At 44.6% G+C, this 25,418-nt stretch carries 25 protein-coding genes and 2 tRNA genes; 9 read left to right on the top strand and 18 right to left on the bottom strand.

All coding sequences use genetic code 11. The features are described from left to right. Nucleotides 1-11 precede the first annotated feature (11 nt). Nucleotides 12-95: transfer RNA gene (locus AC1MDJ_RS02540), tRNA-Leu, on the top strand. Between the two features lie 60 nt (nucleotides 96-155). Next, nucleotides 156-244, top strand: a tRNA-Ser gene (locus AC1MDJ_RS02535). On the opposite strand, the gene AC1MDJ_RS02530 is transcribed toward AC1MDJ_RS02535, so the two are convergent. The 4 genes from AC1MDJ_RS02530 to AC1MDJ_RS02515 all read right to left on the bottom strand — a co-directional run bounded on the left by AC1MDJ_RS02530 (nucleotide 245) and on the right by AC1MDJ_RS02515 (nucleotide 4,343). Continuing rightward, nucleotides 245-991 carry a GNAT family N-acetyltransferase gene (locus tag AC1MDJ_RS02530; protein WP_479689387.1) on the bottom strand — a complete coding sequence of 249 codons (747 nt, stop codon included), beginning with the start codon at nucleotides 989-991 and terminating at the stop codon, nucleotides 245-247. A gap of 219 nt (nucleotides 992-1,210) precedes the next feature. After that, nucleotides 1,211-2,581 (bottom strand): hypothetical protein, encoded by a 1,371-nt coding sequence (locus AC1MDJ_RS02525; RefSeq protein ID WP_479689386.1) that lies wholly within the window; start codon nucleotides 2,579-2,581, stop codon nucleotides 1,211-1,213. A gap of 86 nt (nucleotides 2,582-2,667) precedes the next feature. Then, complete coding sequence (lpxK, locus tag AC1MDJ_RS02520; RefSeq protein ID WP_479689385.1) at nucleotides 2,668-3,555, bottom strand: tetraacyldisaccharide 4'-kinase; 888 nt, start codon at nucleotides 3,553-3,555, stop codon at nucleotides 2,668-2,670. A gap of 14 nt (nucleotides 3,556-3,569) precedes the next feature. Next, nucleotides 3,570-4,343 (bottom strand): IclR family transcriptional regulator, encoded by a 774-nt coding sequence (locus AC1MDJ_RS02515; protein WP_479689384.1) that lies wholly within the window; start codon nucleotides 4,341-4,343, stop codon nucleotides 3,570-3,572. Nucleotides 4,344-4,429: 86 nt separating this feature from the next. On the opposite strand from AC1MDJ_RS02515, the gene fusA reads away from it, so the two are divergent. Genes fusA through AC1MDJ_RS02495 form a run of 4 tightly spaced genes read left to right on the top strand, consistent with a single transcriptional unit; the run spans nucleotide 4,430 to nucleotide 8,037 of the window. After that, nucleotides 4,430-6,490 carry an elongation factor G gene (gene fusA / locus AC1MDJ_RS02510; RefSeq protein ID WP_479689383.1) on the top strand — a complete coding sequence of 687 codons (2,061 nt, stop codon included), beginning with the start codon at nucleotides 4,430-4,432 and terminating at the stop codon, nucleotides 6,488-6,490. Continuing rightward, nucleotides 6,487-7,410, top strand: coding sequence for a hypothetical protein (locus tag AC1MDJ_RS02505; RefSeq protein WP_479689382.1), 924 nt, complete (start codon nucleotides 6,487-6,489; stop codon nucleotides 7,408-7,410). Before fusA ends, AC1MDJ_RS02505 begins: the two co-directional genes overlap by 4 nt. After that, the gene (locus AC1MDJ_RS02500) at nucleotides 7,407-7,715 is read left to right on the top strand and encodes an HU family DNA-binding protein (RefSeq protein ID WP_479689381.1); all 309 of its coding nucleotides are present in this window, start codon (nucleotides 7,407-7,409) and stop codon (nucleotides 7,713-7,715) included. The genes AC1MDJ_RS02505 and AC1MDJ_RS02500 overlap by 4 nt, the downstream gene beginning before the upstream one ends. Next, nucleotides 7,705-8,037 (top strand): MerR family transcriptional regulator, encoded by a 333-nt coding sequence (locus AC1MDJ_RS02495; protein WP_479689380.1) that lies wholly within the window; start codon nucleotides 7,705-7,707, stop codon nucleotides 8,035-8,037. Before AC1MDJ_RS02500 ends, AC1MDJ_RS02495 begins: the two co-directional genes overlap by 11 nt. 193 nt (nucleotides 8,038-8,230) lie before the next feature. Here AC1MDJ_RS02495 and dnaJ read toward each other — a convergent pair whose 3' ends face one another. Genes dnaJ through hrcA form a run of 4 tightly spaced genes read right to left on the bottom strand, consistent with a single transcriptional unit; the run spans nucleotide 8,231 to nucleotide 12,925 of the window. Continuing rightward, a complete protein-coding gene (dnaJ, locus tag AC1MDJ_RS02490) occupies nucleotides 8,231-9,340 on the bottom strand; it encodes a molecular chaperone DnaJ (RefSeq protein WP_479689379.1) in 1,110 nt (369 codons plus the stop codon). A gap of 2 nt (nucleotides 9,341-9,342) precedes the next feature. After that, on the bottom strand, nucleotides 9,343-11,241 hold the full coding sequence (dnaK, locus tag AC1MDJ_RS02485; protein ID WP_479689378.1) for a molecular chaperone DnaK: 1,899 nt from the start codon (nucleotides 11,239-11,241) through the stop codon (nucleotides 9,343-9,345). A gap of 21 nt (nucleotides 11,242-11,262) precedes the next feature. Further along, nucleotides 11,263-11,811: a nucleotide exchange factor GrpE gene (locus AC1MDJ_RS02480; RefSeq protein WP_479689377.1), complete on the bottom strand. Its 549-nt coding sequence runs from the start codon at nucleotides 11,809-11,811 to the stop codon at nucleotides 11,263-11,265. Continuing rightward, the gene (gene hrcA / locus AC1MDJ_RS02475; RefSeq protein ID WP_479689376.1) at nucleotides 11,801-12,925 is read right to left on the bottom strand and encodes a heat-inducible transcriptional repressor HrcA; all 1,125 of its coding nucleotides are present in this window, start codon (nucleotides 12,923-12,925) and stop codon (nucleotides 11,801-11,803) included. Before hrcA ends, AC1MDJ_RS02480 begins: the two co-directional genes overlap by 11 nt. Nucleotides 12,926-13,098: 173 nt before the next feature. Here hrcA and AC1MDJ_RS02470 point away from each other — a divergent pair, with 173 nt between their 5' ends. Then, nucleotides 13,099-14,208: an autotransporter outer membrane beta-barrel domain-containing protein gene (locus tag AC1MDJ_RS02470; RefSeq protein ID WP_479689375.1), complete on the top strand. Its 1,110-nt coding sequence runs from the start codon at nucleotides 13,099-13,101 to the stop codon at nucleotides 14,206-14,208. Nucleotides 14,209-14,226: 18 nt separating this feature from the next. Here the strand turns inward: AC1MDJ_RS02470 and AC1MDJ_RS02465 are convergent, their stop codons facing one another. The 4 genes from AC1MDJ_RS02465 to AC1MDJ_RS02450 are packed head-to-tail and all read right to left on the bottom strand — an operon-like array spanning nucleotide 14,227 to nucleotide 19,376. After that, a complete protein-coding gene (locus AC1MDJ_RS02465; RefSeq protein WP_479689374.1) occupies nucleotides 14,227-15,471 on the bottom strand; it encodes an anaerobic glycerol-3-phosphate dehydrogenase subunit C in 1,245 nt (414 codons plus the stop codon). Further along, nucleotides 15,471-16,706, bottom strand: coding sequence for an anaerobic glycerol-3-phosphate dehydrogenase subunit GlpB (gene glpB / locus AC1MDJ_RS02460; protein WP_479689373.1), 1,236 nt, complete (start codon nucleotides 16,704-16,706; stop codon nucleotides 15,471-15,473). The genes AC1MDJ_RS02465 and glpB overlap by 1 nt, the downstream gene beginning before the upstream one ends. Then, nucleotides 16,703-18,304: an anaerobic glycerol-3-phosphate dehydrogenase subunit GlpA gene (gene glpA, locus AC1MDJ_RS02455; protein ID WP_479689372.1), complete on the bottom strand. Its 1,602-nt coding sequence runs from the start codon at nucleotides 18,302-18,304 to the stop codon at nucleotides 16,703-16,705. The genes glpB and glpA overlap by 4 nt, the downstream gene beginning before the upstream one ends. 1 nt (nucleotide 18,305) lies before the next feature. Further along, nucleotides 18,306-19,376, bottom strand: a complete 1,071-nt coding sequence (locus AC1MDJ_RS02450) for a MarR family transcriptional regulator (RefSeq protein ID WP_479689371.1) — start codon at nucleotides 19,374-19,376, stop codon at nucleotides 18,306-18,308. Nucleotides 19,377-19,411: 35 nt separating this feature from the next. Between AC1MDJ_RS02450 and AC1MDJ_RS02445 the strand changes: the two genes are divergently transcribed. Both AC1MDJ_RS02445 and AC1MDJ_RS02440 read left to right on the top strand, forming a co-directional pair. Next, nucleotides 19,412-19,897, top strand: coding sequence for a 4'-phosphopantetheinyl transferase family protein (locus tag AC1MDJ_RS02445; protein WP_479689370.1), 486 nt, complete (start codon nucleotides 19,412-19,414; stop codon nucleotides 19,895-19,897). Continuing rightward, nucleotides 19,894-20,562 (top strand): cytochrome b5 domain-containing protein, encoded by a 669-nt coding sequence (locus AC1MDJ_RS02440; protein WP_479689369.1) that lies wholly within the window; start codon nucleotides 19,894-19,896, stop codon nucleotides 20,560-20,562. Before AC1MDJ_RS02445 ends, AC1MDJ_RS02440 begins: the two co-directional genes overlap by 4 nt. Here AC1MDJ_RS02440 and AC1MDJ_RS02435 read toward each other — a convergent pair. From AC1MDJ_RS02435 to xerA, 6 genes are all read right to left on the bottom strand, one after another. Beyond that, nucleotides 20,559-21,314 (bottom strand): outer membrane protein assembly factor BamD, encoded by a 756-nt coding sequence (locus tag AC1MDJ_RS02435; protein ID WP_479689368.1) that lies wholly within the window; start codon nucleotides 21,312-21,314, stop codon nucleotides 20,559-20,561. The two genes, AC1MDJ_RS02440 and AC1MDJ_RS02435, sit on opposite strands and share 4 nt — an antisense overlap. Beyond that, nucleotides 21,311-22,657 (bottom strand): 30S ribosomal protein S12 methylthiotransferase RimO, encoded by a 1,347-nt coding sequence (gene rimO, locus AC1MDJ_RS02430; protein WP_479689367.1) that lies wholly within the window; start codon nucleotides 22,655-22,657, stop codon nucleotides 21,311-21,313. The genes AC1MDJ_RS02435 and rimO overlap by 4 nt, the downstream gene beginning before the upstream one ends. A gap of 78 nt (nucleotides 22,658-22,735) precedes the next feature. Further along, nucleotides 22,736-23,071 (bottom strand): ATP synthase F0 subunit C, encoded by a 336-nt coding sequence (atpE, locus tag AC1MDJ_RS02425; RefSeq protein ID WP_479689366.1) that lies wholly within the window; start codon nucleotides 23,069-23,071, stop codon nucleotides 22,736-22,738. Nucleotides 23,072-23,110: 39 nt separating this feature from the next. Beyond that, complete coding sequence (gene atpB / locus AC1MDJ_RS02420; RefSeq protein WP_479689365.1) at nucleotides 23,111-23,785, bottom strand: F0F1 ATP synthase subunit A; 675 nt, start codon at nucleotides 23,783-23,785, stop codon at nucleotides 23,111-23,113. Between the two features lie 4 nt (nucleotides 23,786-23,789). Next, nucleotides 23,790-24,119, bottom strand: coding sequence for an ATP synthase subunit I (locus AC1MDJ_RS02415; RefSeq protein ID WP_479689364.1), 330 nt, complete (start codon nucleotides 24,117-24,119; stop codon nucleotides 23,790-23,792). Between the two features lie 22 nt (nucleotides 24,120-24,141). Beyond that, a complete protein-coding gene (xerA, locus tag AC1MDJ_RS02410; RefSeq protein WP_479689363.1) occupies nucleotides 24,142-25,062 on the bottom strand; it encodes a site-specific tyrosine recombinase/integron integrase in 921 nt (306 codons plus the stop codon). Nucleotides 25,063-25,418 lie beyond the last annotated feature (356 nt).

Below are 25,418 nucleotides of genomic sequence, written 5' to 3'. Positions count from 1 at the left end.
TTCCCCTTTAAGCCGAAGTGGTGGAACTGGTAGACACGCCATCTTGAGGGGGTGGTGAGGGTTTCCTTGTGGGGGTTCAAGTCCCCCCTTCGGCATTTTGACTATATAACAAATCTGTCGTTTTTTATTGTTTTTGTAGCAATATTTTTTGGTTTGGAGAGGTGGCCGAGCTTGGTTGAAGGCGACGGTCTCGAAAACCGTTATAGTGTCACAGCTATCGTGGGTTCAAATCCCACCCTCTCCGTTAGCTTTTGAGCCACCTCATAACGTAAGTAAGGGACTTTACTTGAAAGTCAAAAGCATCATATAGCCTTGTCATTATTACATTGTTGGACGACACCCTAGACTGCCACTCTGTCGCACCATCGTTAACGGCAATTTTTAAGGGTGTGTCAAGCAATAGTGCTCCGTAGCCACGCCCTTGATATGGTTTATAGACCCCATGTAGCGAGCATGTCGCTTTGGCACCTGCTAGCTGTAAGACACCGAAACCTACCTCGCTGCCATTGACATCCACAGTGTATAGGGTTGTATCCTCCTGTTCAAATAAATCCATTATCCAGTTGCGATAGCGTTTTGTAGCTAGCTTATAGTCTATTTTAGGGTCAAGATATACCCTGTCAGCCATAAACATTCCATCCTCTATCTTTGAGATTACCAACTGCCAGCTCGCCTTATCTTTGTGATATGTTTTAATATTCGCAGTGCTAGCAAGTTTTGTGTAATTAACAGGTGTTTGATAGCCAGTAAGCATTTTATGATATTCAAGCTGTGTTTCCATATAGTAAAAATCAGCGTCTTGCAGTTCGTGAATAGTGCGGGGACTGCCAGCAGGCAACCTCACAATGACATATTGGGCTTTGGCATCCTCTATGGCAAGGCGTAAATCGTTCACTAGCTTGCTATTTGCCATATCACTCGTATTTATTGTTATTTCAAGCGTTTTTAGTCCAAGATTGCGCTCTTCCCATATAGCATTTACAATGTTCATAAACGCAAATATAGCATACTAACGCTTATCCTAGCAACTATATATTTAGCGGAGCTAAACTTTCCCTTGAACTATCTGTAAAAATCTGCATCGTGTGGCTTAACAGAGCGGAAAAACGCAAAGAAACTTGGGGAAGAAAAACTCTACTACGCTACGTCTAGTGTCAACCAATTGCACCTTAATACTCCCCCCCCCCGTTTAGGGGGGGAAGAAAAAACTCTAAAATACTACGTCTAGTGTCAACCAACCTTGATAGATTGGGTCAGAGTTGTATTGAACGCTATCATCTTGATTCCATAGCTTATCAAACGCTGCATAGCCACCGCCAAGTTCCAGCGTGACATCTTCGTAAAGTTTATAGCCTAGTGCTATATCAACTTCACGCGCCGTTGTGTCCTTTGTCAGCTGAATAAAGTTATCGGGGGAGTTAGACGCAACAGCTAAAGCGGCACCGTGTTTATCTCCCGTGATGTTAGATGTATAGTAGCCCGCTACTGCACGCAGAGAGAGCTTATCGGTGAGCGAATGTTCGCCGTAAAGATAAGCCGCCGTCATACTATGCACCCCAGAGCCGTCTCTGAAGCCGTTGTCTATGATAGAAGTCATATCAAAGTCCATACCGAACCAGAAACCCGCATCGGCATCTTTATCGTAGCTGGCATATACACCTGCCACACCGATAGTGCTAGTTTCACCAACGTAAGACACGTTTAGATATGCACCCCACACGCTTGCACCAATCTCAGTTTCTTCTGTTAGAGTACCACCATCGTCCCATGTGTATTTTGTATCGTTGCTCTTGGTGTATGCAGCCGCAAAACGAGCATTCAAGCCATTTTCTGGCAGGTAACCTATGCCAAGATAAGCACCCAATATACTGTTATTCTTATCTATGCTAGTCAAATTATCAGTGCTACTCGCATAGTTGTAGCCTACGGCGTAGCTAACTAGTGGATAGACATATAGGTTATCAAACTTTAGATTAGCCCCCAACAGCACAGCATAAGCATCTGATGCGTTATCATATCCCTTTTCATCGTGTTTATCCAGCGAGGTTTCATAGCCTTTCTCTACAGCTAGGTAGACTGATTGGTCGCCGAATGCTACATCCGTCCTAAACTTGTTCCTGCTACCAGAATCAGCTGGGCTTTGCTCGTAGAAACCAGAGGCGAACCCCCAACCCCACTCATCGCTGTGCAGTGTGTAGTCGCCACCAAATAATATGCCACCCTCAATAGTCCAGCTTAGAGAATCCCCATCCAGTATAGTATATTTCAACCACGTTCTGTCAAACGCGGGGTCAATCGCACCCTGCTCACTTCCCCACACGCCGTCTGTCAAGAGCGCACGCACACCCACCTGCAAGCGCGGGTCAACATCTAGCTTCACGCCTACATAAGCGTATTGATAGACACCGCTCCAACCTCTCACGTTGTCGCTACCTTTCAGATAGTCAACATTGCTACGACCATAGCCCGTCAGCTCTATCTCGCCGAAAAACTTCACGTTGCTGCTATCTAACGCAAATGCATTAGTAGTGAGCACTGCCGCGCTAAACGCTACGACAAAAAATACGAATAACCTTTTCATCTTTGCCTCCATATTATATCTTGAACGATACCAAACTGATGAGTAGCCTACCACAACAAGACTACGATTGCAATAAAAGTATTAGTCTAATATAGCTTTTTTTGGATAGTTTCAAATAGCAACGTTTCCGCCCCATTCAATACCTCTACGTCCAGCACAGGGTATATAAAATGGCTTGCTAGCTCTTGCGGTAACTTTACGTAGTCTTTATGCGTAGTAATAATGTTATCTGCCCCTGCTAACTTTGCGGCGTTTATGGTGGCTAAAATCTCTTTTTCGGTGTAGTGGTGGTGGTCTTGGTATCTGCTATGCCCCAATACCTTTATCCCTTTAGCTCCTATTTGTTTTGCAAACTGCTCGTTGTGCGCTATCCCGCTCATTAGATATGCGCTATTGCCCAACTCCCCTGAGAACGACTTGTAGATAAAATCAACAAAAAACACCGGCTTGCCAGCGCAATGCCTCACCGCCTGCTCTGGTAGCACTGCATGTTTAGTCTTGGTAAATACTATAATATCTGCCCGCTTTAAGCCACTGGGGAATTCACGCAAATATCCGAATGGGAATGGAAAACCTGTAGATATTGGATTATTATAGTCTAATAGCACAATATCTGCATCTCTGTGCATCTTTTTGTGCTGAAAACCGTCATCCAGTATAAAAATATCGGTATTATATCGTTCTAATGCTAGCTGAAACGACTTATTCCTGTCTTTGCCAGTAATAACAACCGCTTTAGGGACAGATTTTGCTATCATATACGGCTCATCAGCTGCCAGCGGAGGCGTTAGATATTCTACGCCTGTGCCATCGCTGATTATATGTGTGTCATAGCCGATTTTGCCTTTATAGCCACGCGATAGGACTGCTACGCGCTTGCCTAACGAGATATATTTATTTGCTAGAAATATTGTGAACGGCGATTTGCCTGTGCCACCCATAGCGATGTTGCCGACAGATATGACCTTTGTCATTCAAGGTTGTCCTATTACCGCCTATATCCAAACTTTGCAGACAACTGGTGTGCTGTGTCTAGTATCTGCGGGAGAAGCTCATCTTTTATACGCTCATCACTCATCCGCTCTACTGGTGCATTTATGCTTACAGCTGCAATCACATCACCTATAAAGTTACGAACTGGAACGGCTAAACAGCGCACGCCGTATTCAAGTTCTTCATTATCAATGGCATAGCCAAGCTGTCTCACCCTGCCAAGCTCCTCTGTCAGCTCGGGCAGACCGCGCAGGGTAGTATTGGTAAGTGCGCGAAATGGTGCATGGAATACCGTTTCTATCTCAGTCCCATCAAGCCACGCCAGCTGCACTTTGCCTGATGCTGTAGCGTAGGCAGGTACAACCTTGCCTATATGTGAATACACCCGCACAGCCGCCATAGTTTCTGCCTCGCTGACGTAAACGATATTCTTCCTGTGTAGCACCGCCGTACATGCTGTCTCGCCAATATTAGCTGATAGTTCACGCAACAGCGGAAATGATGCGTCTTTGATATTCACGTTGCTGATATATGTCTGAGACAACTGGAATGTCTTAATCCCTAGATGATAGTTGCCCGTATTGTGGTTCTTGTCTATGTAGCCAAACTTTCCAAGCGTGACGAGCAACTTATTAACATTACTGCGGGTCAAATACAGCTCGTTACATATATCAGCCACACTCTGCTCGTGTGCAGACGTGCCTAAGTATTCCAGTATGCGTGTAGCATTTGCTACCGATTGCACAGAATAATTTGATTTCTCCCTCATGCTAATACTATAGCATATACATTCAGCTATTGCAAGATTTCCTTATTTATGCTACGATTTTGGCGTTCGGAGAGAGGGGGTTGTTTATGGATATAAACAAAATACGCAACGTTACTTTTATCTCACATGGCGGTGCAGGCAAGACCAGCCTAGTAGAGGCGGTTATTTTTGACACAGGTTATACTAGGAGTATCGGCACGTCTGCCGATGGTTCTGGGGTGATGGACTACGACCCTGTTGAAATAGAGCGCAAGATAACAATAAACGCTAAAGTTGCTTCTGTGAACTGGAATGAGTATCTCATAAATATTATAGATACGCCCGGATATGCAAATTACCTACATGAAACACATGTCGCTATTGCTGCAGCGGGTAGTGCGGTAGTAATCGCCTCTGCTATAACTGGCGTGAAAGCTGAAACTAAACGTGCATGGCAATATGCTGACGAGTATTCGCTCCCCCGCCTGATATTTGTCAACAAGATGGATAAAGAACATGCTGACTTCTACAGAGCAATTAGCGACGTGGAGCAGTCTTTTGGTGCGAATGTTGTGCCTCTACACCTACCAATCGGCACTGCTGATAATTTTATCGGCGTGATTGATTTGATTGGTATGCAAGCCTACATCTATCTGCCCGGCGGTGGCAAGCATAAGATAGAGCCTATCCCCGATGACATGGTTGAGCTTGCTAACAAGTATCGCAATAAGCTGGTGGAGGCAGTCAGCGAGTCTGATGATTCGTTGCTAGAAAAATATCTAGAAAATGGGCAACTTACCGACAAAGAAATTATTAGAGGCGTCCGAGAGGCTACTATCACTAAGCGTTTTGTGCCAGTACTTTGCGGCTCTGCAACTAAAAACTATGCTGTAAAACGATTGTTAGATGCTATTATAGATTTTCTGCCCTCTCCGCTAGAAGAGCCTGTGCGGATAGTAAAGGATTTAACAAGCAAAGAAGACATGTTTATCATGCCTACTGACGAGCGGATGACTGCACATGTGTTTAAGACATTTATAGACCCTTATGTTGGTAAAATATCATTATTCCGCGTGTTTTCAGGTTCTATAAACAACGGGTTAGAGGTGCTAAACACTACAAAACGTGAACGGGAACGCATATCCCAACTATACTTAGTGCAGGGCAAGAACACCATTGAGGTAGAGGAGGTAACCGCAGGACAGATTGCTATGGCTAGCAGACTGCGCTATACGGATACGTTTGACACTTTCTGTGATGTAGGCACGCCGATGCAGTTTGCGCCAATCGCACTGCCAGAGCCTGTAATATCGTATAGCATAATACCTAAATCAAAAGATGATGAAAACAAGGTTAGTGCTGGGCTAGGCAAGCTAAAGGAGGAAGACTGCGGTATCTCTATACGCCATGATGAGCGCACGCATGAGCTATTGCTATCAGGTATGGGGCGCATGCACATTGAAACTACCATTGAAAAACTTGAAAAGAAATTTAATATTAAGGTAGATATGAAACTGCCCCGCGTACCATATTTAGAAACTGTCAAAAAACGTGCGTCTGGTCAGGGTAAGTATAAGAAACAGAGTGGCGGGCGCGGTCAATACGGTGACGTATGGCTGGAAATATCCCCGCTGGAACGCGGACAGGGCATCCAGTTTATTGATGACATTGTAGGTGGCGTTGTGCCTAAAAACTTCATTCCCGCTGTGGAAAAAGGCATTAGAGAGACTGCTGCAGAGGGCGTGTTATCAGGCTATCCGATGGTTGACTTTGCAGTTAGTCTCTATGACGGCTCATACCACACGGTAGATTCGTCTGAATTAGCATTCAAAATCGCTGCGTCTATGGCTTTCAAGCGGGTAGCGACCGATGCTAAAATCGTTCTGCTTGAGCCGATAATGGATGTAGATATTTTTGTGCCCGCAGACGTTGTAGGCATTGTAATCAGCGATATAAATGCTAGACGCGGTAAAATCGTCAACGTAGAACCACAAGCCGTTGGGCAGCATATCAGGGCGCAAGTGCCTATGGCGGAAATCCGCACTTATGCCCCTGATTTACGTAGCTTAACGGGCGGGCATGGAATGTTCACTACCGCACTAGCTTTTTACGATGAGCTACCTTCGTATTTAGTTGACAAAATTGTAGGGGAGAACGCCCCTAAATGATAAAGATGAACCTGCTAAAGAACTACAATCTATCGCTCTCTGAAATCTATCAGCGCAAAGACATCCCTGATGATGACGAAGAAGAGCTTAGTGCATCATCGTTAGCTCTGGAATGGGTTTCAGCATTTATAAAAACATTCGTTATGGCTACCATTATGTTCAGCATAATAGCCGTTGCTATAATACTAATATTAGACCCGTTCTATCGCTCGCCTATACGAGCGATAAGGGCAAGCATAAGGCAAGATGAGCCATTACAGCCAGCACTCACACCTAATGCACCTAGATACGTGCAGATACAGGTTATAAACTTCGCGCGTAGCGGGACTAACGTTGACGAAGAGCCTGATATAGAAAAACTATCCGTTATAGCGAGTATTCCCATAGTATCTAACAGCAGTAGTGTGCCTCCGCCACCACCGCAAGTGGCACCGTTACCAAATAAGCCGCTGAAGCGCATACCACCCCCTCCACCGCCCCCTAAAAAGGTTATCCCGCCGTATTCGGGACCATATACCTATTCTGTATCGCTTGCTAATGCAACTACAGATGAGTATGAGCTAATGCGGGAGCTGGCAAATTATAATAACGTAAATATTGAGGCGATGGAAACGTGGGTTGGTAGCGTCCCATACTGGACGCTCTATACGCCAGATGAAAATTCGGCGATTGTGGTGGACAGCAAACGCGTGAAACTGTTAGGTAAGTTTAGGAAACAGGAGCAGGCTAGTTTATTTGCCACACGATACGGCACTGCTACGCCTATTATAGTGCAAGAGGACAGAAATATGCGACTCGTAAGCACGCGCGTGTGTTGTATGCCTATTGATAAAGCAAAGGAGTTTGCTCGTATGACGGGGATAGATGACAAGCTATTTACCATAACCCAACTTAGGGCAAAAGAGGACGACAAGAGATGAGAACGCCACAGGTTATCACTAGAGTTGCTCTTGTAGATGCCCTATTTGAACGCAACGGCTGGACTAAAAAAGATATAGCCACACTTGTGAACGTGCTATTTGATGAGATAAAAAGGGCAATCCTTAAAAAAGAGGCAGTGAAAATACCGCGTTTTGGTACGTTTGAGGTGAAACTGCGTGGCAGACACATCGGCAGAAATCCGAAAACGGGGGAGGAGAAGATTATAGCTCCGCACAATGCATTGAAATTTAAACCCTCAAAACAGCTTAAAAACAGACTAAACAGCAAATCAGATGGACAATAATTACAATCAACGGACGAAGTATTATAGTATAGGCGATGTTGCACGGGATTTTAATCTGCCACCTTCCACCATACGCCACTGGGAGAGCAAGTTTCCAGAGCTAGATACAGCTAAAACAAGTGGCGGACATAGGCGATACACCAGCGAGCAGCGGGAACTAATCAAACAAATAAAGCAAATGCTCTACAATGAAGGTTACACCATAGAAGGGGCGCAAAGGCAACTGGCAAATGTTGCGCAATCAACTACAACCGATATAGACAAAGAAGCCATAAAAAATGAACTAAAAGAGATATTGGGGTTGATAGAGAAACTTAACTAGAGCAAACGGGGAGAGCAGCATTTACTCTTATTGACCTAGTGTCACTAGTCCCGTATTCCCCATAATTAGGCATATCAATAATGGCAACCCCTTAAAACAGAATACTGCTTATTGAAAATGATTGCGTGTGTCAACATTGAAGCATTTTCAATGGGTATCTATACACGTATTGGCTATATTATGCAAATCATATCTACTTAAAAAGCTCTTTCATCTTCTGCCAGAGCGGTTTTTTATACATATCTTCATTTGATATAAACGCTAAATGCTCTACCGCTTTCTTCTGTTCGGCGGTCAGCTTAGTAGGCAACATTATATTGAGTGATATTACTAGGTTGCCAGTGGAGCGTCCGCGCACGTCGGGCGCACCCTTGCCTCGTAGGGTAATAGTATCGCCCATCTGTGTTCCCGCTTTTATCTCTATCTTTTCATCTTTGCCGTCTAACATAGGTATAGTAATATTTTTGCCTAAAATAGCATCAGTGAACGATATAGGTAGCTCCAACACTAGGTCGTTCTTATAACGTTTGTAGTATTTATGCGGTTTCACCATTATTTCTACTATTAAATCGCCAGCAGGTCCGCCATTTGCACCATCGTTGCCCTCGCCCGCAACACGTATTGACATACCCCCCTCAATACCCGCAGGCACCTTTACGATAGCCCGCTTTTCTTGTGCAATAAATCCATCGCCATGACAATCTTTACACTTCTCTTTGATAATCTTGCCCAATCCGCCACAGGTGGGACAGGTGGTCTGGACTGCGAAAAAGCCCATTTTAGACGTGTGCATACCGCTACCATGGCATGTTGGGCAGCTTTGTGTGCCATTAGGCTCTGCACCAGTGCCGTGACACGAGTTGCAGACCTTCTGCTTGTTTATATTGAGGGTCAAATCAACGCCAAATATAGACTCTTCAAATGAGATTGTCTTGCTATAACCGATGTCGCTACCCCTGCGTGGGGCATCGGCGGCACTAGAGTGTCTGCGTCCGCCGCCACCGAACATCGTGCCGAATGCATCCCCAAACACATCGTCAAAGAAGCTGGAGTTAAAGTCAAAGCCCCCTGCACCGTTGCCGTCAAAAGTCTTGCCATACCGGTCGTATTGGGCTTTCTTTTCAGGGTCGCTCAATACTTGGTATGCAATGTTGCAGTCTCTAAACTTCTGCTCCGCCTCTTTGTCGCCTGGGTTCTTGTCGGGGTGATATTTCATCGCAAGAGCACGATAAGCCTTTTTCAGCTCCGCCGCAGACACATCACGCCCGACACCCAACACCTCATAGTAGTCTATTGAAGCCATCGCTATTTTTTATCCTTTACTTCTTCATAATCCGCATCTATAACATCTTCGTTCTTTGCTCCGCCTGCTGCCTCGCCCTCTGGTGCTGTGCCTTGTGCCCCCGCCTGTGCTTGCATAGCTTGCGATACGTTAGCCATAGTTTTAGATAATGCCTCAATGCCCGACTTCATAGCGTCCTTGTTGTCGTCCGATATTGCCTTCTTCAACGTCTCAATGCTTGACTTTATGCTTTCCTTTTCACCATCGGGTATCTTGTCGCCGTTCTCGTTTAATAGCTTTTCTGAGCTATACACCAGCTGGTCTGCTTGGTTCTTCAGCTCAACAGCTTCTTTTTTCAACTTGTCTTCTTCGGCATGCAGCTCGGCATCCTTTACCATCTTGTCTATTTCAGCCTCAGACAGCCCGCTTGACGGCGTTATACGTATAGACTGCTCTTTGCCAGTGGCTTTATCTTTAGCACTTACGCTTAAAATACTATTGGCATCTATATCAAACGATACCTCTATCTGTGGCATACCGCGCGGTGCGGGAGCGATACCCATTAGCTCAAACTCGCCGATTTTTTTGTTATCGCTAGACATCTCACGCTCGCCTTGTAGCACCACAATAGTCACAGCAGGCTGATTGTCTACAGCGGTGGTGAAGGTCTTAGTTTCCTTAATAGGTATGGTGGTATTGCGCTTTATCATCTTAGTCATCACGCGCCCTTCAGTTTCTATACCGAGCGATAGCGGGCAGACATCAAGCAACAGCACGTCCTTTACGTCCCCTGACAGCACGCCACCCTGAACGGCAGCACCTATCGCCACAACCTCGTCAGGGTTGATACCCTTGTGTGGCTCCTTGCCGAAGAATTCCTTAACTTTCTGCTGCACTAACGGCATACGCGTCATACCGCCAACAAGGATTACCTCATTTATCTGGCTAGCTGATAGCCCCGAATCGGATAACGCCTTACGACAAGGTTCAAGCGAACCGTCCACTAAATCCATAACAAGCTGTTCAAATTTAGAACGGCTAAGCTTTAGCACTAGATGCTTTGGTCCCGACTGGTCAGCCGTAATGAACGGCAGGTTGATTTCTGTCTCTACCGAGCTAGACAACTCTATCTTAGCTTTTTCTGCAGCTTCTTTCAGACGTTGCAGAGCCATTTTGTCCTTTGCTAGGTCAATTCCATTAGACTTCTTAAATTCGTCTATTAGCCAGTTGACAACACGCATATCAAAATCATCACCACCTAAATAGGTGTTGCCATTGGTGGACTTCACCTCAAACAGCCCCTCGCTAAGCTCTATGATTGATATGTCAAACGTGCCACCGCCAAGGTCATAAACAGCAATCTTCTCCTCTTTTTTCTTATCTAGCCCATAAGCAAGTGCCGCTGCTGTGGGTTCGTTCACTATACGTAGCACGTTCAACCCCGATATACGCCCTGCGTCTTTGGTTGCCTGACGCTGTGCATCATTAAAATATGCGGGCACGGTTATAACGGCATCGGTCACCGTAGTGCCGAGATAGTCTTCAGCTGTCTTTTTGAGATTTTGTAGTATCATAGCAGATACTTCCTGCGGGGAATACTTTTTATCCCTTACTTCAACCCAAGCGTCTCCGTTGTCCGATGCTACTACCTTGTATGGCAACACCTTTTGTGCTTGCCGAACCTCAGGCGAGTTCTCCTTGCGTCCTATTAGACGCTTTATGCTGAATATTGTGTTCTCAGGGTTAGTTATCGCTTGATTTTTCGCAAGCCTGCCTACTAGCCGGCCACTATCAGCAAACCCCACAACAGATGGAGTGGTTGACATCCCCTCTGCGTTGAATATTACTTTTGGAGTCTTCCCCTCCATTATAACTACTACTGAATTTGTAGTTCCTAAGTCTATCCCAATTGTTTTCGCCATAATTACACTCCCTTCCTTTATTTAATTTATTTTATTTACTTGCACCTTTGCAGGGCGCACTAATCGTCCATTCAGACTATATCCCGTCTGCAAAACGCTCGCTATGCTGTTATCAGCTAGTTCTGCGTTATTCACTAACATCAATGCCTCGTGCTCGTTAGGGTCAAACGCCACGCCAACATCAGGCACTAGCAGTTTAAGCCCTACTTTTTCTAACTCGCCCAATAGTGCCTTTTGTGATAGCTTCACGCCCTCTAGCAGGCTCTCAACGGTAGCAGTTTCGCCGTGCTGCAACGTCAGTTCAATGTTGTCAAGCGTAGGCAATAGCTTCGTAATGAGCGACTGATTAGCATATTTAATCTTGTCATCAGTTTCTTTCACTACGCGCTTCATTCGGTTTTCCATCTCGGCTACATAGCGCAGTAGCTTGTCATTCTCATCTTTCAGTTTAGCATCTACACTGACTTCCGCCGTCTCTTCTGCCACCTCAACATCAGCTTCAGCCTCGTCTGGTTTAGGCACGGAAACGTCATCATCAACCGTGATATCCAGTCTCTCTTCATTTGCCATTTTCCCCTCCATATAGTTCTCTAAACATATCTGCAAGCATGTGTGATGAATAATCAACTACGGGTATTGCCTTTGTGTAGTTCATTCTCTTCGGTCCTATCACACCTAGCATACCGATAACGTGCTTATCGTGCTCGTAAGTGCTGGTCACTATCCCTAAATCTTCCGTGCCTTTAACGCCCATCTCGCTGCCGATAAATATCTGCACACCCTTTGTTCCCATTGAACGTTCAAATATCTCTGAAAGCCGTTTCTTCTCTTCCAACGTTTCTAGCAGTGTGCGCACCTTTTCAGAATCTTGAAATTCAGGCATATTCAACACATTTAATGCTCCGTCCAATACCAGCGAACCTGCCCCATCCTCACCCGCAAACACATTCTCATCTGTATCCATCAGCGCAGTGATTACGCTTTTCATCTGGCTTGCACTATTTTCATATTCAGCGACCAGCTTCGCTTTTAGTTCTAGCACACTCATATTGGCAAGTTGTTCGGTTAGATAGTTGCTCATCTGCTGCAATTCACTATCTTTCACACTAGCAGGGATACTTAACAGCACGTTTTTTACCAAACCCGATTTTGTTATCAGTATGGCAAGTGTTGCCACGCCACCGCGCATCAGCCTAGTGAACTCTATCTGTTTAACTGTCCCAACCCCCTTGTTGCTAGTAGCCACAAAGCCGATAGAGCTTGTAGCAAGACCTATCCTACGCGAAAACTCTTTCACAAGCGTGCTGACATTTTTAGGGCGGAAAGCAAGCGATTCCTCAAGCTCTCGTTTGAGATTGCCCTTGTTTTCATCATAACGCACAAGGTGGTCTATATAGTAGCGGTAGCCGAGGTCGGTAGGTACGCGCCCAGCGGACGTGTGTGGCTGAGCAATATAGCCTTTCTCTTCAAGGTCAACCATTATGTTGCGTATGGTGGCAGGACTCATGTGCAACGGACCTACCTTTGAGACATTCCGAGAGCCAACAGGCTCACTGCTATGTATGTGCTCATTTATGATAGTATTCAACACTATGCGCTCCCTGTCACCAAGCTTTATTATGGCTTGTTCCGCTATAGCTCGCCCCGTAATATCGCCACCTCCCACAATAAAATTAGCACTCATTATATATGAGTGCTAATCATAATATAATGTGTTTATACTACCTGTCAAGAGAATAATGAAAAAATAATTGCAAAATGAATTTTGAGCTAACTTTGCTTGACAAACCTTAAAGTATATGCTATCATAACTAAATGAGTGCACGGTAGCTTGCCTGAGTTTAGGGGGAATTCTTTATGTTTTTTGGTGCAATGAAGTCTAACTTTAGGCGCACATTGAAAAGTTTATTGTATGTGTTGTCATTTATATTTTTAACAACTAACGCTGCATTTGCGGTGGACTACACTATGGGTTATATCACAGGCATGACGACCTTGAAGTTCGGTGCAGACACCGCAGTGGAAAATGGACTTCATAATATATCATCGGTGGTGAGTGGCGAACGTTCTCTGTTTGTAGGGATGGGTGGCGACAGCGTAAGGTATGATATAGGCTCTCATATTAATGTCTGGGGTTACGCCGTAGTTGCGGGAACGGCGCACAGGCAAACTTTTGAACATGGTGAGCTAGTGCTGGGAGACTTTTTAGAATATGGCATGGCAGCCTTTGAATCATTTGAGAATCCTATACCCACACTTAAAGACAGGGGTTATACCAACTATGTAGGCGCAGGCACTATGGGACATTTCAAAGCCAGCAACAACATGTCTGCGGAGGCATCAGTCAGGTTCGGTAAGGTTAAAACGCATTACAATATAAATGATTCTACGCCTTCTTATTACGATAACACATCTAGTCTCTACCTTGCCACTCATTTAGGCATAGGCTATCAGCTAAAGTTAGGCGAAGGTTTTACAATCGGCGCATTCGCTAAACAGTTCTGGACTATGCAGGTGGGCGATAGCATTGATAATGAGTCTGGTGATAGGATAGAGTTTCAGAATATAGTATCCGCCATTACGCGCGTAGGGCTTCAGGCGTCTTTTCCTATGAGCGATATTATGGGAGCTTCAATAAGGTTAGCTTATGACTATGAATCAAATGGCAAGGTTAGGGCGACATCTAACGGCAACAATATAGATATACCTTCGCAGATTGGTGGCACCTATATGGCAGGTTTTGGCTTTGACATTAAACCTAAAGAATTGCCTATATCAACTAGCTTTGATGTAGATATGGCAACTGGTATGCGTGAAGGTGCGGTTATAGGCGTTCAGTTCACATATAATTTCCAACCGAAAGGGGCTATCCCCGCGTCCGCTGGCGAAACGGCACCTGATGTTGAAATTCCGACTAGTGCTGATAAAACAAAGGTTAAGCCAGCAAAGCCCGAAACAGCAGAGTAGCTCAAAGGACACCAACTCTTAAAAGATAAGACGCTCTTTTAAGAGTGTTATTGGGTGCATAACCCGTTTTTCTTTCTTCTTGCTTATACCGTGCCGTATCTGCAGTTGACATATCCCGCATTCGGTGATGACGCATTGTGCCCCGCTCGCATCTATCGTTTGAAATAGTGAACTACCTATATTCATTGCGATTGAATACTTGTCTTTCTTAAACCCATAACTGCCCGACATACCGCAACAGCCTGCATCTGCGTCAATTGCACTAACGTTCGGCAGATTGAGTGCCAACTGCAAGCCCGGTTTCCCACAGCCCTGCACGCGCGAGTGGCAAGGGGTGTGGTATATTGCACTGATAGGAGCATCCGTTCGGAAACTGCCCTTCCAGCACCCAGATTCTATCAGAGAACCTATAAACTCACAGACATCATATATATTTTTAGCATTATGTTCCGTGCCAGCTATATCAGGAAATAGTTCTCCGTATTCCCGTTTCAACATCAGCCCGCAGCTAGGGCAGGACGTCAGCACGGGGATACCCTCATTACGCCATTTGTCTAACTCAGCACTATTTTTAACGGCATTATGTTTGGCAGCACGCATATAACCGTTTGCCACAAGTGGTAGCCCGCAACAGCAGAAATTATCGGGCACTATAACATGGTATCCTGCCTGCTTTAATACCTCCACTACATCAAAACCTGTTTGTGGTTCATAAATATTTACGTAACAGCCGGGAAAATATACTAACGTTTTGTTAATATCAGCGGCAGCAACTGCATCAGCTTTATTGGATTTAAGTTTATTCTTATACGCTTGTTTAAACGTTTTGGCAACAAAGTTAGGTAGCGGCATCTCCTTAGCTATGCCCATAAAGTCAAGGATAGAGCGCACAAACCCGCTGTTCATCACCCAATTTCTTAAAAAGTTAGGTAATATGCTCGTCAGGTTGGCGAGCAGTTCCCCGTGTGCCACAAGCCAGTCGCGCAACGGGGGTGGGTTCTTGGCGCAATAGTCTGCCCTAGCCATCATGTTAATGACCGATATGGGAACGTTATATGGGCAGGACATATCGCAAATTTTACAATTAGAACAATACGATAGCGAACTGTCATCAGGCTCGCCTAGCAACCTAAACCGCTCCCCAGCTGGGGCGGTGAGCTTTGGTCCTTGATAGTTCTGCGTATGCGCCGCAACAGGGCAGTATGCTGTGCAGGTGGTGCAAGCTACACATGCATCGGGCGATTTATGATAGTGAACAGCCATTAGAGCCTCCCTGCCGTATAAGCAGTAGCAAGCGCAACGCCACCACCAGACAGCTCGCTAGCAAAATCATAACCACCTATAGTGCGTCCAACGAAGTGAACATTGCTTAATATCGGCTTATTAGTGCTATCCACAGCTTGCAACACTTCATTAACCCTAATCCCCATAGAGGCGAAATTATGCCCGCTAGATAACATATTTGGGTTAGACCAGTCTTCAATATTTTCTGGTGCATCTATCGTTAGCCCAAATATAGACTCCGACACGCCATTTACACCAGCTTTAAGTCCGCCACCCAAGAAACCACCTGTGGCGATAATAAAACGTTCAGCGTGATATGCACGCTCTACATCCGGTGCGGCTGTGTATATTGCCTCACAAACACCGCCACTTACGTCAGCACGGCAAACATCAGCATTCTCTATGACATCTACCCCAAGTGCATTGAGCTGCGACATCAGAAGCTTCTGCAACCGCATCCCATGCACAGAGGGTGGCAGTGTTGGCATCTCGTGCAGATAAATGCCAACGCTCTCCATCAGCGCATCGGGAATATACCTGCTAGGCTCTGTGCCTAGTATAGGCGGTATTATTGCCACCTTATAGCCACTAATTACCGCTCTAAGCGATTTATTTAGCCACTGCATCCCATCTATGGTGTCAACATATCTAGCTAAATCAAGCGAAGTGGTATCCCTGCCGGTATTAAATGGGTTAGGCATCATCGCTGTCAAAAATTGCTTGTCCGCATAAGCCATCTGCTTTAACATTCCAGAATGTATCAGAGTAGGGGAAAAATCTTTCAACCCTTCAACGCCTACTATTGCTATATTTGTTTCACTAATAAGCCTAGTCGCATCCATAGTTGAAGGTATCAAATGGACTGGTTTTAACCACCCCACAGGGGTGGGGATAAACGAGTTTCTCCCACAAATTGACTTGTAGGGATAGCCATATCTAGCTGTCGTTTCCTCAAAGTATTTAATAGCATTGATTATATTTTCTATGCCTACTATGCTATACGGGTGATTCTTAGGCAACAACTTAATCGTCTTAAATGGGTCTAACTTGCCAACACCCTTGCCATAAAGGTCTATCGCTCCGCTAGCTATGGCAATTGAACCTACGCCTTTCATTAACAGTGCCACTTTTTTTTTCTCTGTAGCAGCTACTAGCGCACTCATAAGCCCAGCTAATCCGCCACCTACAATAACTCTATCATATTTTCTAGTCATAATAAACCATCCGCACCGAACATAGTAGAATATATCGCTCTGTTTAGCTCTGCTTCGCGCATTTGGCTACCCCAGAGCACCGCTCTGATACCTTTCCAACGCCCATTCATAAAATTGCTGAACAGCTCTAATACCTCATCACTGTCCATCTCTCCACCCCTAGATTCACATATAGCACTAACAATGCGATATATACAGAATGTTCCTTGACACGTGCCCATACCAAGCCTAGTCCGTCTGCGTATATCATCTATGCTAGTATTCAACGGATTTGCAAGCTCGGCTTCAAACTCAGCCCTAGTTACCAGCTCACATTCGCAAAGCAACGACCTGTTGCTGGCGTTTGTTTCAAGCCGTTCAACGAGTTTGTCAAATTGAGCGGGTTGCCGTTCTAATGCAAGCTGCAAACCCTTATTGGGGAAATATTTTTTGCCTTTCACCACAAGCCAATTTGGAACAGCGGATACCAGCGATTCTTCGGCAGTGCGGCAACGAGCGACAACAGAGAGTTTCTCTGCTATAAAGTTGCCAACTTTCTCACCCATAAGTCTAAATGTAGTAAATTTGCCACCCACTATTGATGTAAAACCAGCTATCCCCTCGTCCTCATGGTTGATTAGAGCAAAGCCACGTGAAACATCTCTGCCAGATTCCGCTGACGGCGTATAGAGGGGTCTTGTGCCAGAAAAACCGCGTAATATGCGATAATTCATAATATCTGGGAATAAAACCTCGCCTATTCCGAGCATTTCCATAGATTCTTGGTATAGCACAGAGTTATCGGCAGGTTCACTGACATTGACAGATGTGGTGCCTAGTATCGCCACAGTGCCGTGTGGCACCATTATGTCAGCATTTGAGGGTGCATGCAGGCGGTTGATAACGCGACTACACATTCGGTGGTTAAAGGCTAACAACAACCCCCTATTAGGTGTTATGTTGATAGATAGTCCTGCGAGGTTTGCCACCCTGTCTGCCCAAGAGCCTGCAGCATTGACGAGATAATCACACTCTATATACTGTTCTTCGTCTGTGCGCTTGTCTATCACGTTAATTCCTACAACACGTCCGCCCGACACGTTAATTCTAATAAGCTCCGTATAGTTGCGGAATTGACCGCCATATCTGCCAGCTGACAATAATGTTTGGTTCACCATCCTAAATCCATCTACTGCGGCATCAGATACCTTGTATGCTGATATTATATCCTTTGCTATATTGGGTTCTGACGCTAGAACATCAGCCACGTCAACTTGTGCAACACTAACTTTGGCAGTTTTGCATGCAGCAAGCCATTGTTTTTCATAATGCTCATCATCTTCTTTAGTGCGAATAAAAAGCCCGCCTATATTCTTCACGCAGTTCGGGGCTATGCGCCTCAAAATCGCATTTTCTTTAGCGCATTCTGTGGCTGCGCTGGGGTCTTTTACCGCATAGCGTCCGCCGCTGTGGAGCAAGCCGTGAAAACGGGAGCTGGCACCATTTACAAAATCACTCTGTTCAATCAACAGGGCTTTTATCCCGCGCATTGATAAATCGCGTAGCACCCCAGCCCCCGTAACTCCTCCGCCAACAATTATTACAGAATAATGTTGCATATCACACTCCCATAACTACGCACTCAAACAGCGTGTAGTCGTAGCTCCCCTTGTCGGTGCCTGTCGCGCTAGTCCGAAGTCCAGCTTTCTCTATAATATTAAGAAGTTCGTTCTTATTAAACATCTTGCTAGCTCCGTTTCCTAGAGTAGCGCAATAGATAGATATGGCTGACAGAGCAAGCGAGTTGGCTACAGCACTCTGTTCGTCAACTAGCGGTTCTAAAATATAAACTGCACCGCCCTGTCGCACAGACATTGAGGCTTTTCGTAGCACGTGAACTGCCTGCTGCTCGTCCAATGTGCTTAATAACATATCAAGGATTAAAATATCCGCCCCAGCTGGCACATCGTCTGTCAAAACATCGTTCTTTACATAGCTGATGCGCACGTTACTGCCCATAGCGAATTTGCTTGCTTCCATCTGCTCTGCTGTTCCTAAACAAACAAGTTTTACGTTCTCGTCAGCCGCTAGCAATGATTTGCCTAGCCGTTCGTTGCCAGAGGATATAACATATACGACCGCAGGCTTTCTTTTAAGAACCATAGACAACAGCTCGCTGAATTCTACGTAGTGAAATATACTGTTAAAGTCAATTAAGCTCTGGCGAGCATCGTGTGGCAACCCGTTAATACCGTCTGACATGTCTGCGCCACCGAACGTATGCAGTCCGCAGGCTTTCATTTGAACAAGCGATTCTTTTAAGTAAAAGCTACCCTTGTAGCATACATCGTGAACAAATTTTATGTTAGTTAGCACGTTCTGATTGTTTAACAGATATTTGCCTAGCTCTGTAAGGCTGTATTTGTCCCCTTCCTTTAACACGATGTCATTGTTTTGCGCTAATTCCAGCAGAACAGAAACAGCGTATTCGGACAACTCTGTGCGCTCACATATAACTTGCGCCGTAGCATCACCTCTAGTGGCGATAAGCATCAGTATATTAAAGTGCAGCAAGGCATCAAGCATCTGGAATATGAGTGGCGCAAAGACAAGTCTCTGCGCTTCAAGCTGTATATCGCTTATGCTTGTTGAATTCTTTATGTTTCTCTTGTATGTTGTAACCATGGGCATGACTCGTATTCTATATTATGATGCAGGTATTGTAAATGAAAATATTTATTAGAACTGCCGTTACTACCGAACAACTGCTAAAAGAGGTGTTAGGCGGTGTTGACGGCATCGCAAAGGGCGAGCACGGCAAACCGTTTATCCCAGATTCTAATATTTGTTTTAATGTAAGTCATAGTGCGGGTGTGTTAGTATTAGGGTTAGATACGCAACCAGTTGGCGTTGATATAGAGTTTATGCGTCAACGCAACTTTGCGGACATATCAAAACATTACTTTGGGCGTGAGATAACTGCTATTTCAGAGTTTTATATAGCTTGGACTAGGCATGAGGCGTGTGTAAAGCTCGCTGGAGGCTCTATCTTTAACTATCCCGCAGACGCACTGAATGCTAATTGCTGCACGTATAAGCTCAATAACAAATATATCTTATCTATCGCAAACTACGGGGGGCTAGGCGAGATGACGTTTGACAAACCGCTGGGGACAAATTATAGTATAGACTTTATAAGGGGATGCAAATGACACTTGAAGAGCTAAAGCAGTTTGACGGCAGAGAGGGAAGAAGGGCATATATTGCTGTGAAGGGTGTTGTGTATGATGTAACTGATAACGGACTATGGGGCGAGGGTGTTCACATGCATACGCACCAAGCAGGTGCCGATTTAACCGAAGCTATTAGCAGTGCCCCGCATCCTGAAACACACTTGCAAAAACTACCAGTTGTCGGAAATATTGAGGGTAGTCCTAGCACTGATAACACAAGCGTGGACACTGTTGCTAAAAACAGCCGCAGTTTGGCTCAACGTATATATGCAAAGTTTCACCCGCACCCAGTGCTGGTACATCTACCTATGGGGTTGTTGCCATTTTCGTTGCTGATGCAGGTGTTATTTTTATACTCTGGTGATTTTTATTGTGTTATTGCTGGTTATTATGCGCTCTTGGCATCAATGTTTGGCGTGTTGGTTGCATGTTGCAGTGGCATTACCAGCTGGCATATAAACTATGCCCATACGTTCTCGCCAATATTTAAGAAGAAACTCGTGCTGTCTGTGCTATTGCTTATCCTCACGCTGACAGTTGCTGGACTTGCCAGCTTTGATGCAATATACACCCTGTTGCTCTCCTTGTGCGTAGTGATTGCGTATATAATAGGTTTCTTCGGTGGCAAGTTGACAGGCTTTTAGCTTTTTAATCTCTTTTCTACCGCACGGGTAAGCTCTTTATTAAATTTGCTGTTGGGATATGTGCGCTTAAAATACGATAGATATTCGGCAGCAGCTTTTACATTGCGTTCTTCACCGTTTCTAGCTAAAGCTAGGATTAGTATCCTATAAGTTTGTTCTGTCAATGTAAAGTCAGGATATTTCTCTATTAGCCTAGATGAGCGCATTATAGAGCTGTTATCATGCTTTAGGTTATAGTAATACTTGGCTACGCGGTATTCATGCTCGGCTAGCCGCTCGCGCATCTCCGAACTATATCTGTCTGCCATATATTGCTCATATTGAACTGGGTATAGCATTTTAAGCTCATCAAAATTTTCAGAGGCTTTTATGGTTGATGTCTGGTCGCGTGGCGCACTCAGCGAGATAGCGCGGTATGACATGCCCAGTTGGAACAGCACAAACGGTGTGTCTGGCGTCCTGCGGTATAGCTCTACATATACTTCATAAGCGGCGATTGCATCGGTGTAATCCTTATTGTTAAAATATGCATCCCCCATAGATTTTTGTGCATACCGAGCGTTATTAGGGTTGTCAGCGTTCAGAATAACGTTCTTATAGTATATTACAGCTCTGGAATATTTCCTGTTAGCCATAGCCTCATTACCGCGCGTAATAAGCTCATCGTTCGGCATATCCACCAGCTCAGGCATCCCTCCGCAAGCGCATAGGGATAATACCAGCAAGGTTGTCAGTAGGTGTCGTAGTTTCAATTCATCGCTCCTATAATCTTTACATATACATCAGGATATGCAATTTTTTGTATCTTTGCCCTATATGGGCTACCAATTCTTATCGCCCCGTCCATTTCGCCTATCGCCGCGCTGTCTATTACAAACATTTTGCCGTCAACATCAGGGGCTTGGAATAGTGTCCGCCCCTCTAGTATAAACGAAAAATCATCACTTGCTCGTTCAATAAAGCAGGTAATCTCCCCCACCTTAAATTGTTTCAACCTCTCCATAGTAATCTTTTTCTGCACACTCTGCAAGGCTTTCAAGCGCATTTTTATAGTTTTATCATCTATGCGCCCAGCTATATGTTCTGCAACAGTGCCCTCCTCAGGGCTATACGGGAAAAAGCCAGCATAGTCGGGTTTATATTCCTCTAAAAAGTTTTTTAATATATCTATATCATCATCAGTTTCAGTAGGGAAGCCCACTATTAGGGTCGTGCGTATTACAGAGTCTGGCAGGAGCTTACGAATCAGCTTGAATACGCCCTTTATCTGTGTGCTGTCAGAGCGTCTAGCCATCTTCTTTAAGATTCTATCGCTGGCGTGTTGGATAGGTATATCAAAGTAGTGCAGTATGTTTTTATATGCTTTTATAGCCTTTATCAGCTCATCTGTTACCCCGTCTGGGTTTATATACATTATGCGGAAATATGTTTGAGGAAAGTTCTTCGCTAATATACCTAATAGTATTGCCAGATTTGTTCCGTCTTGCATATCAGAGCCATATTTTGAGGTGTCCTGCCCTACAACTATTATCTCCTTTGTGCCATTCGCTACTAGTTCAGCGGTCTGCGCCACCAACTCATTCGCTGGAACACTGCGCTGTCCGCCATGTATCAATGGTATAGTGCAGTATGTGCAATGATTGTCGCAACCTTCTGATATTTTAAGATATGCATAGTAGGGTGAATTTAACAGGTAGCGAGTATGTTTTATATCGGCTTGTTTTACATTTGTTTCATCTGGATAGAGCTTGTGCAAATATTCCAATATCTGAGACTGGGCTGTGCTACCCACACCAGCCACAAAATCTATCTCTGGCAGTTCTTTAGATATTTCGCCCTTGTAACGCTCCATCATGCAGCCGAATGCTATCAGTTTTGCCCTTTTCGGCATCTTTGCTCGTGCATCAAGGATAGCATCCACCGCCTCACTCACAGCTGGAGCGATAAAACCACAAGTGTTGACTATGACAACATCACATTCAGAGAGCTTATCGGTAAAGTTAAAGGTTCTGCCTTCAAGTGTTCCCGCCAACTTCTCTAAATCAACTTGATTTTTAGCACAACCTAGGCTGATGAAGCCAATATTTACATTCATAGCTTGATTCATATTAGTAATAAAAAACGGCTCACAGGCATGCGAGCCGTTAAAAACATCAACTAATGTTTCAAGGGGTTACGCCGTGAATAGCATTAGTATTGCTACGACAAGGGCATATATAACAAGTGATTCAATAAGTGCAAGACCTAAAATCATCATCGTCATAATGCGCGGAGCAACGCTTGGATTGCGTGCAACACCCTCAAGAGCAGCCGTTATCGCCTTGCCCATACCAGCTGCAGCACCGAATGCTGGTATAGCTATGGCAAAGCCAGCACCCACAAATATCGCCCAGCCATTTGCACCCTCTTTCACGCTGACAGCAGCATGAACCTCTTGGGCAAGAGCCGGAAGAGACGCAACAATAAACGACACTGAGCTAAAGAAAGCCAACCTTAAAAACTTTTTCATAATAACAACTCCCCTAATTAAGTTCATATATTTTCTATACTAATGCGCTTCTTCTATTGCGCCACCGATATAGACCATTGATAATAACATAAATACAAATGCTTGCAACAATCCAGTGAATAGCCCTAACACATACATCGGCAACGGCACTATGAATGGAGCTATCATAAATAGTATCGTAACTATAATCTCTTCACCAGTCACATTGCCAAACAAACGCATCGTCAGCGACAACGGACGCGCAAACTGACCGACCAGTTCTATCAGAAACATCAGCGGAGCTAGTGGCAAGATAGGTCCTAAAAAATGGCTTATATACTTAGCAGCTCCGTGTTTCTTGACCCCGAGGTATTGGTAGAATAAAAATACACACACCGCAGGGGCTGCCGTAGTGTTCATGTTAGTAGTAGGGGGGAAAAGACCGGGTATAAGCCCCGTCAGATTAGATATTGCTACATAGAAAGCTATAGAAATAAGAAATGGCATATACTTTGCGCCCTCGTGCCCCATAACGTTCTCGCCCATATCATACAGGTAGCGGATAAGCCCCTCCATTAGTGCTTGCGAACGAGTAGGCACATCGTTAGTCATCCTGCGGACAACCAACCCGATACAAAATACAATGACCGCTACCACCGACAGCATTACAACGTGCCCATACCGCTCTTGTATAGCGGGGGGCAGAAACGATATAATAGTCATAGGGTGTTCCATAACACTAACTCCTATCAGGTTTGTTAAGGTCTAGCAACATCATTATCATCATAACAAATACCGGCAGGGTAAGCCCTAATGCACAAGCAAGGGGACCTAAATGCAAAACTACCAATAATACATACAACAAAATTGAGAAACAAGCAAGCCTAAAAACGTAGTGCAATAAGAAAACTTTGAGCCTGTTTTCCTCAACAGCTCTTGTAATGTGCCTAGCAGATAGTGCCAGCGCGCCTATACCAAATGGTGCACTTATCAGCAGGCTTATAGCTTGCCTATTCCCTGCTACAATATATATTATCACAGTAGCAACAATGGTTACGATGCTACTCATTGCAATCAATTTGATAATTTTTTTAGTGTTCATTGGCTTTAGGGTGAGCATCTTTATAGCTCTCTAATAATTTCTGTAGGTCTAGGTGTGTATATTTTTGCGTGGTAGAGAGTGATTCGTGTCCTAGTAGCTCTTGTATAGAGCGTAAATCAGCACCATTGGATAGCAGGTGCGTAGCGAACGTATGGCGAAACGAGTGGGGGGAATAGTTGTCGGGTAAGCCAGTTTTTTTAAGATATTTCTTCACAAGCTCGCCTATATTACGGCTACTAAAGCGTCCGCCGCGCCTATTGATGATAAGTGCACTTGCGTCAGCACTATAGCCTGATGTTAAGAAAAATGGGATAGAACTTATATATTTGCGCAACAGTGTAATGTGTAAGTCTGCTATCGGGATAATACGCTCCTTTTTCCCTTTGCCACGTACGCGCAGACGTGCCCCGCCTATGTCAACATCGCTGACGTTTAGTCCCACTAGTTCGCTTACGCGCACACCTGTGCCATATAATAGTTCTAATATAAGCCTGTCTCTATGAGCGGCGGTATCGTTATCATCAGGGCTATCTAATAGCTGTTCTATATCATCAACAGGGAATACTGATGGGAGCTTCTTCTCTTTCTTAGGAAATTTTAGCATCCTAGAGGGGTTGTCCTCTATGAGCATCTTTTTTTGTAAATATTTGAAGAAGGATCGCGTGGATGCAACCTTGCGTTCAATAGAGCTTTTTGCAAGCCCTCTATCGTATAGGGTCGCTACAAATGCACGGAGCAGGAAGTAGTCAAATTGTTCTATCTCGCTTACAGGCGGACTTGTCATGGTAGCGTAGTCAGCAAGCTCTATCAAGTCTTTAGAGTATGCCTTTATAGTAAGTTTGCTTGAGTTTTTCTCAATCGTCTGAAAGACAAGAAAGTTGTCTATAGCTTCATCAATATGCATTCCCATATTTATTACCTCCCGCTAGTGGAGCAACAGCATTATACAACACTATAAACTCTAGACGAGGAGTTGTCAATCTGCTCTTCTTAAGATATCCTCGTCATCTAACATAAAAAATCTGTCTTAATAATTATTTTTCCTCTTGACAAGCACTCCATTTTATGGTATAGAATACCTACAATTAAGTTAGGTATTAAGATAATTAAGCCGACTAGTAGCCGTTCGCCATTTGGCGTTTATGGTATTAGTCGGCTTTTTATTTTTATCTAGCTTGCGCATTTTAGGATAATGAATGCGTTAGTTGGCTCGGCATTCTTCCACGAGCCTAACAACGATTATGTGCGCTTCCACTGGGCTAAAGC

Source organism: Candidatus Termitispirillum reticulitermitis (assembly GCF_054655775.1).
The sequence above is the reverse complement of the archived record's forward strand: the minus strand, read 5'-3'. Positions and strand labels throughout refer to the sequence as shown.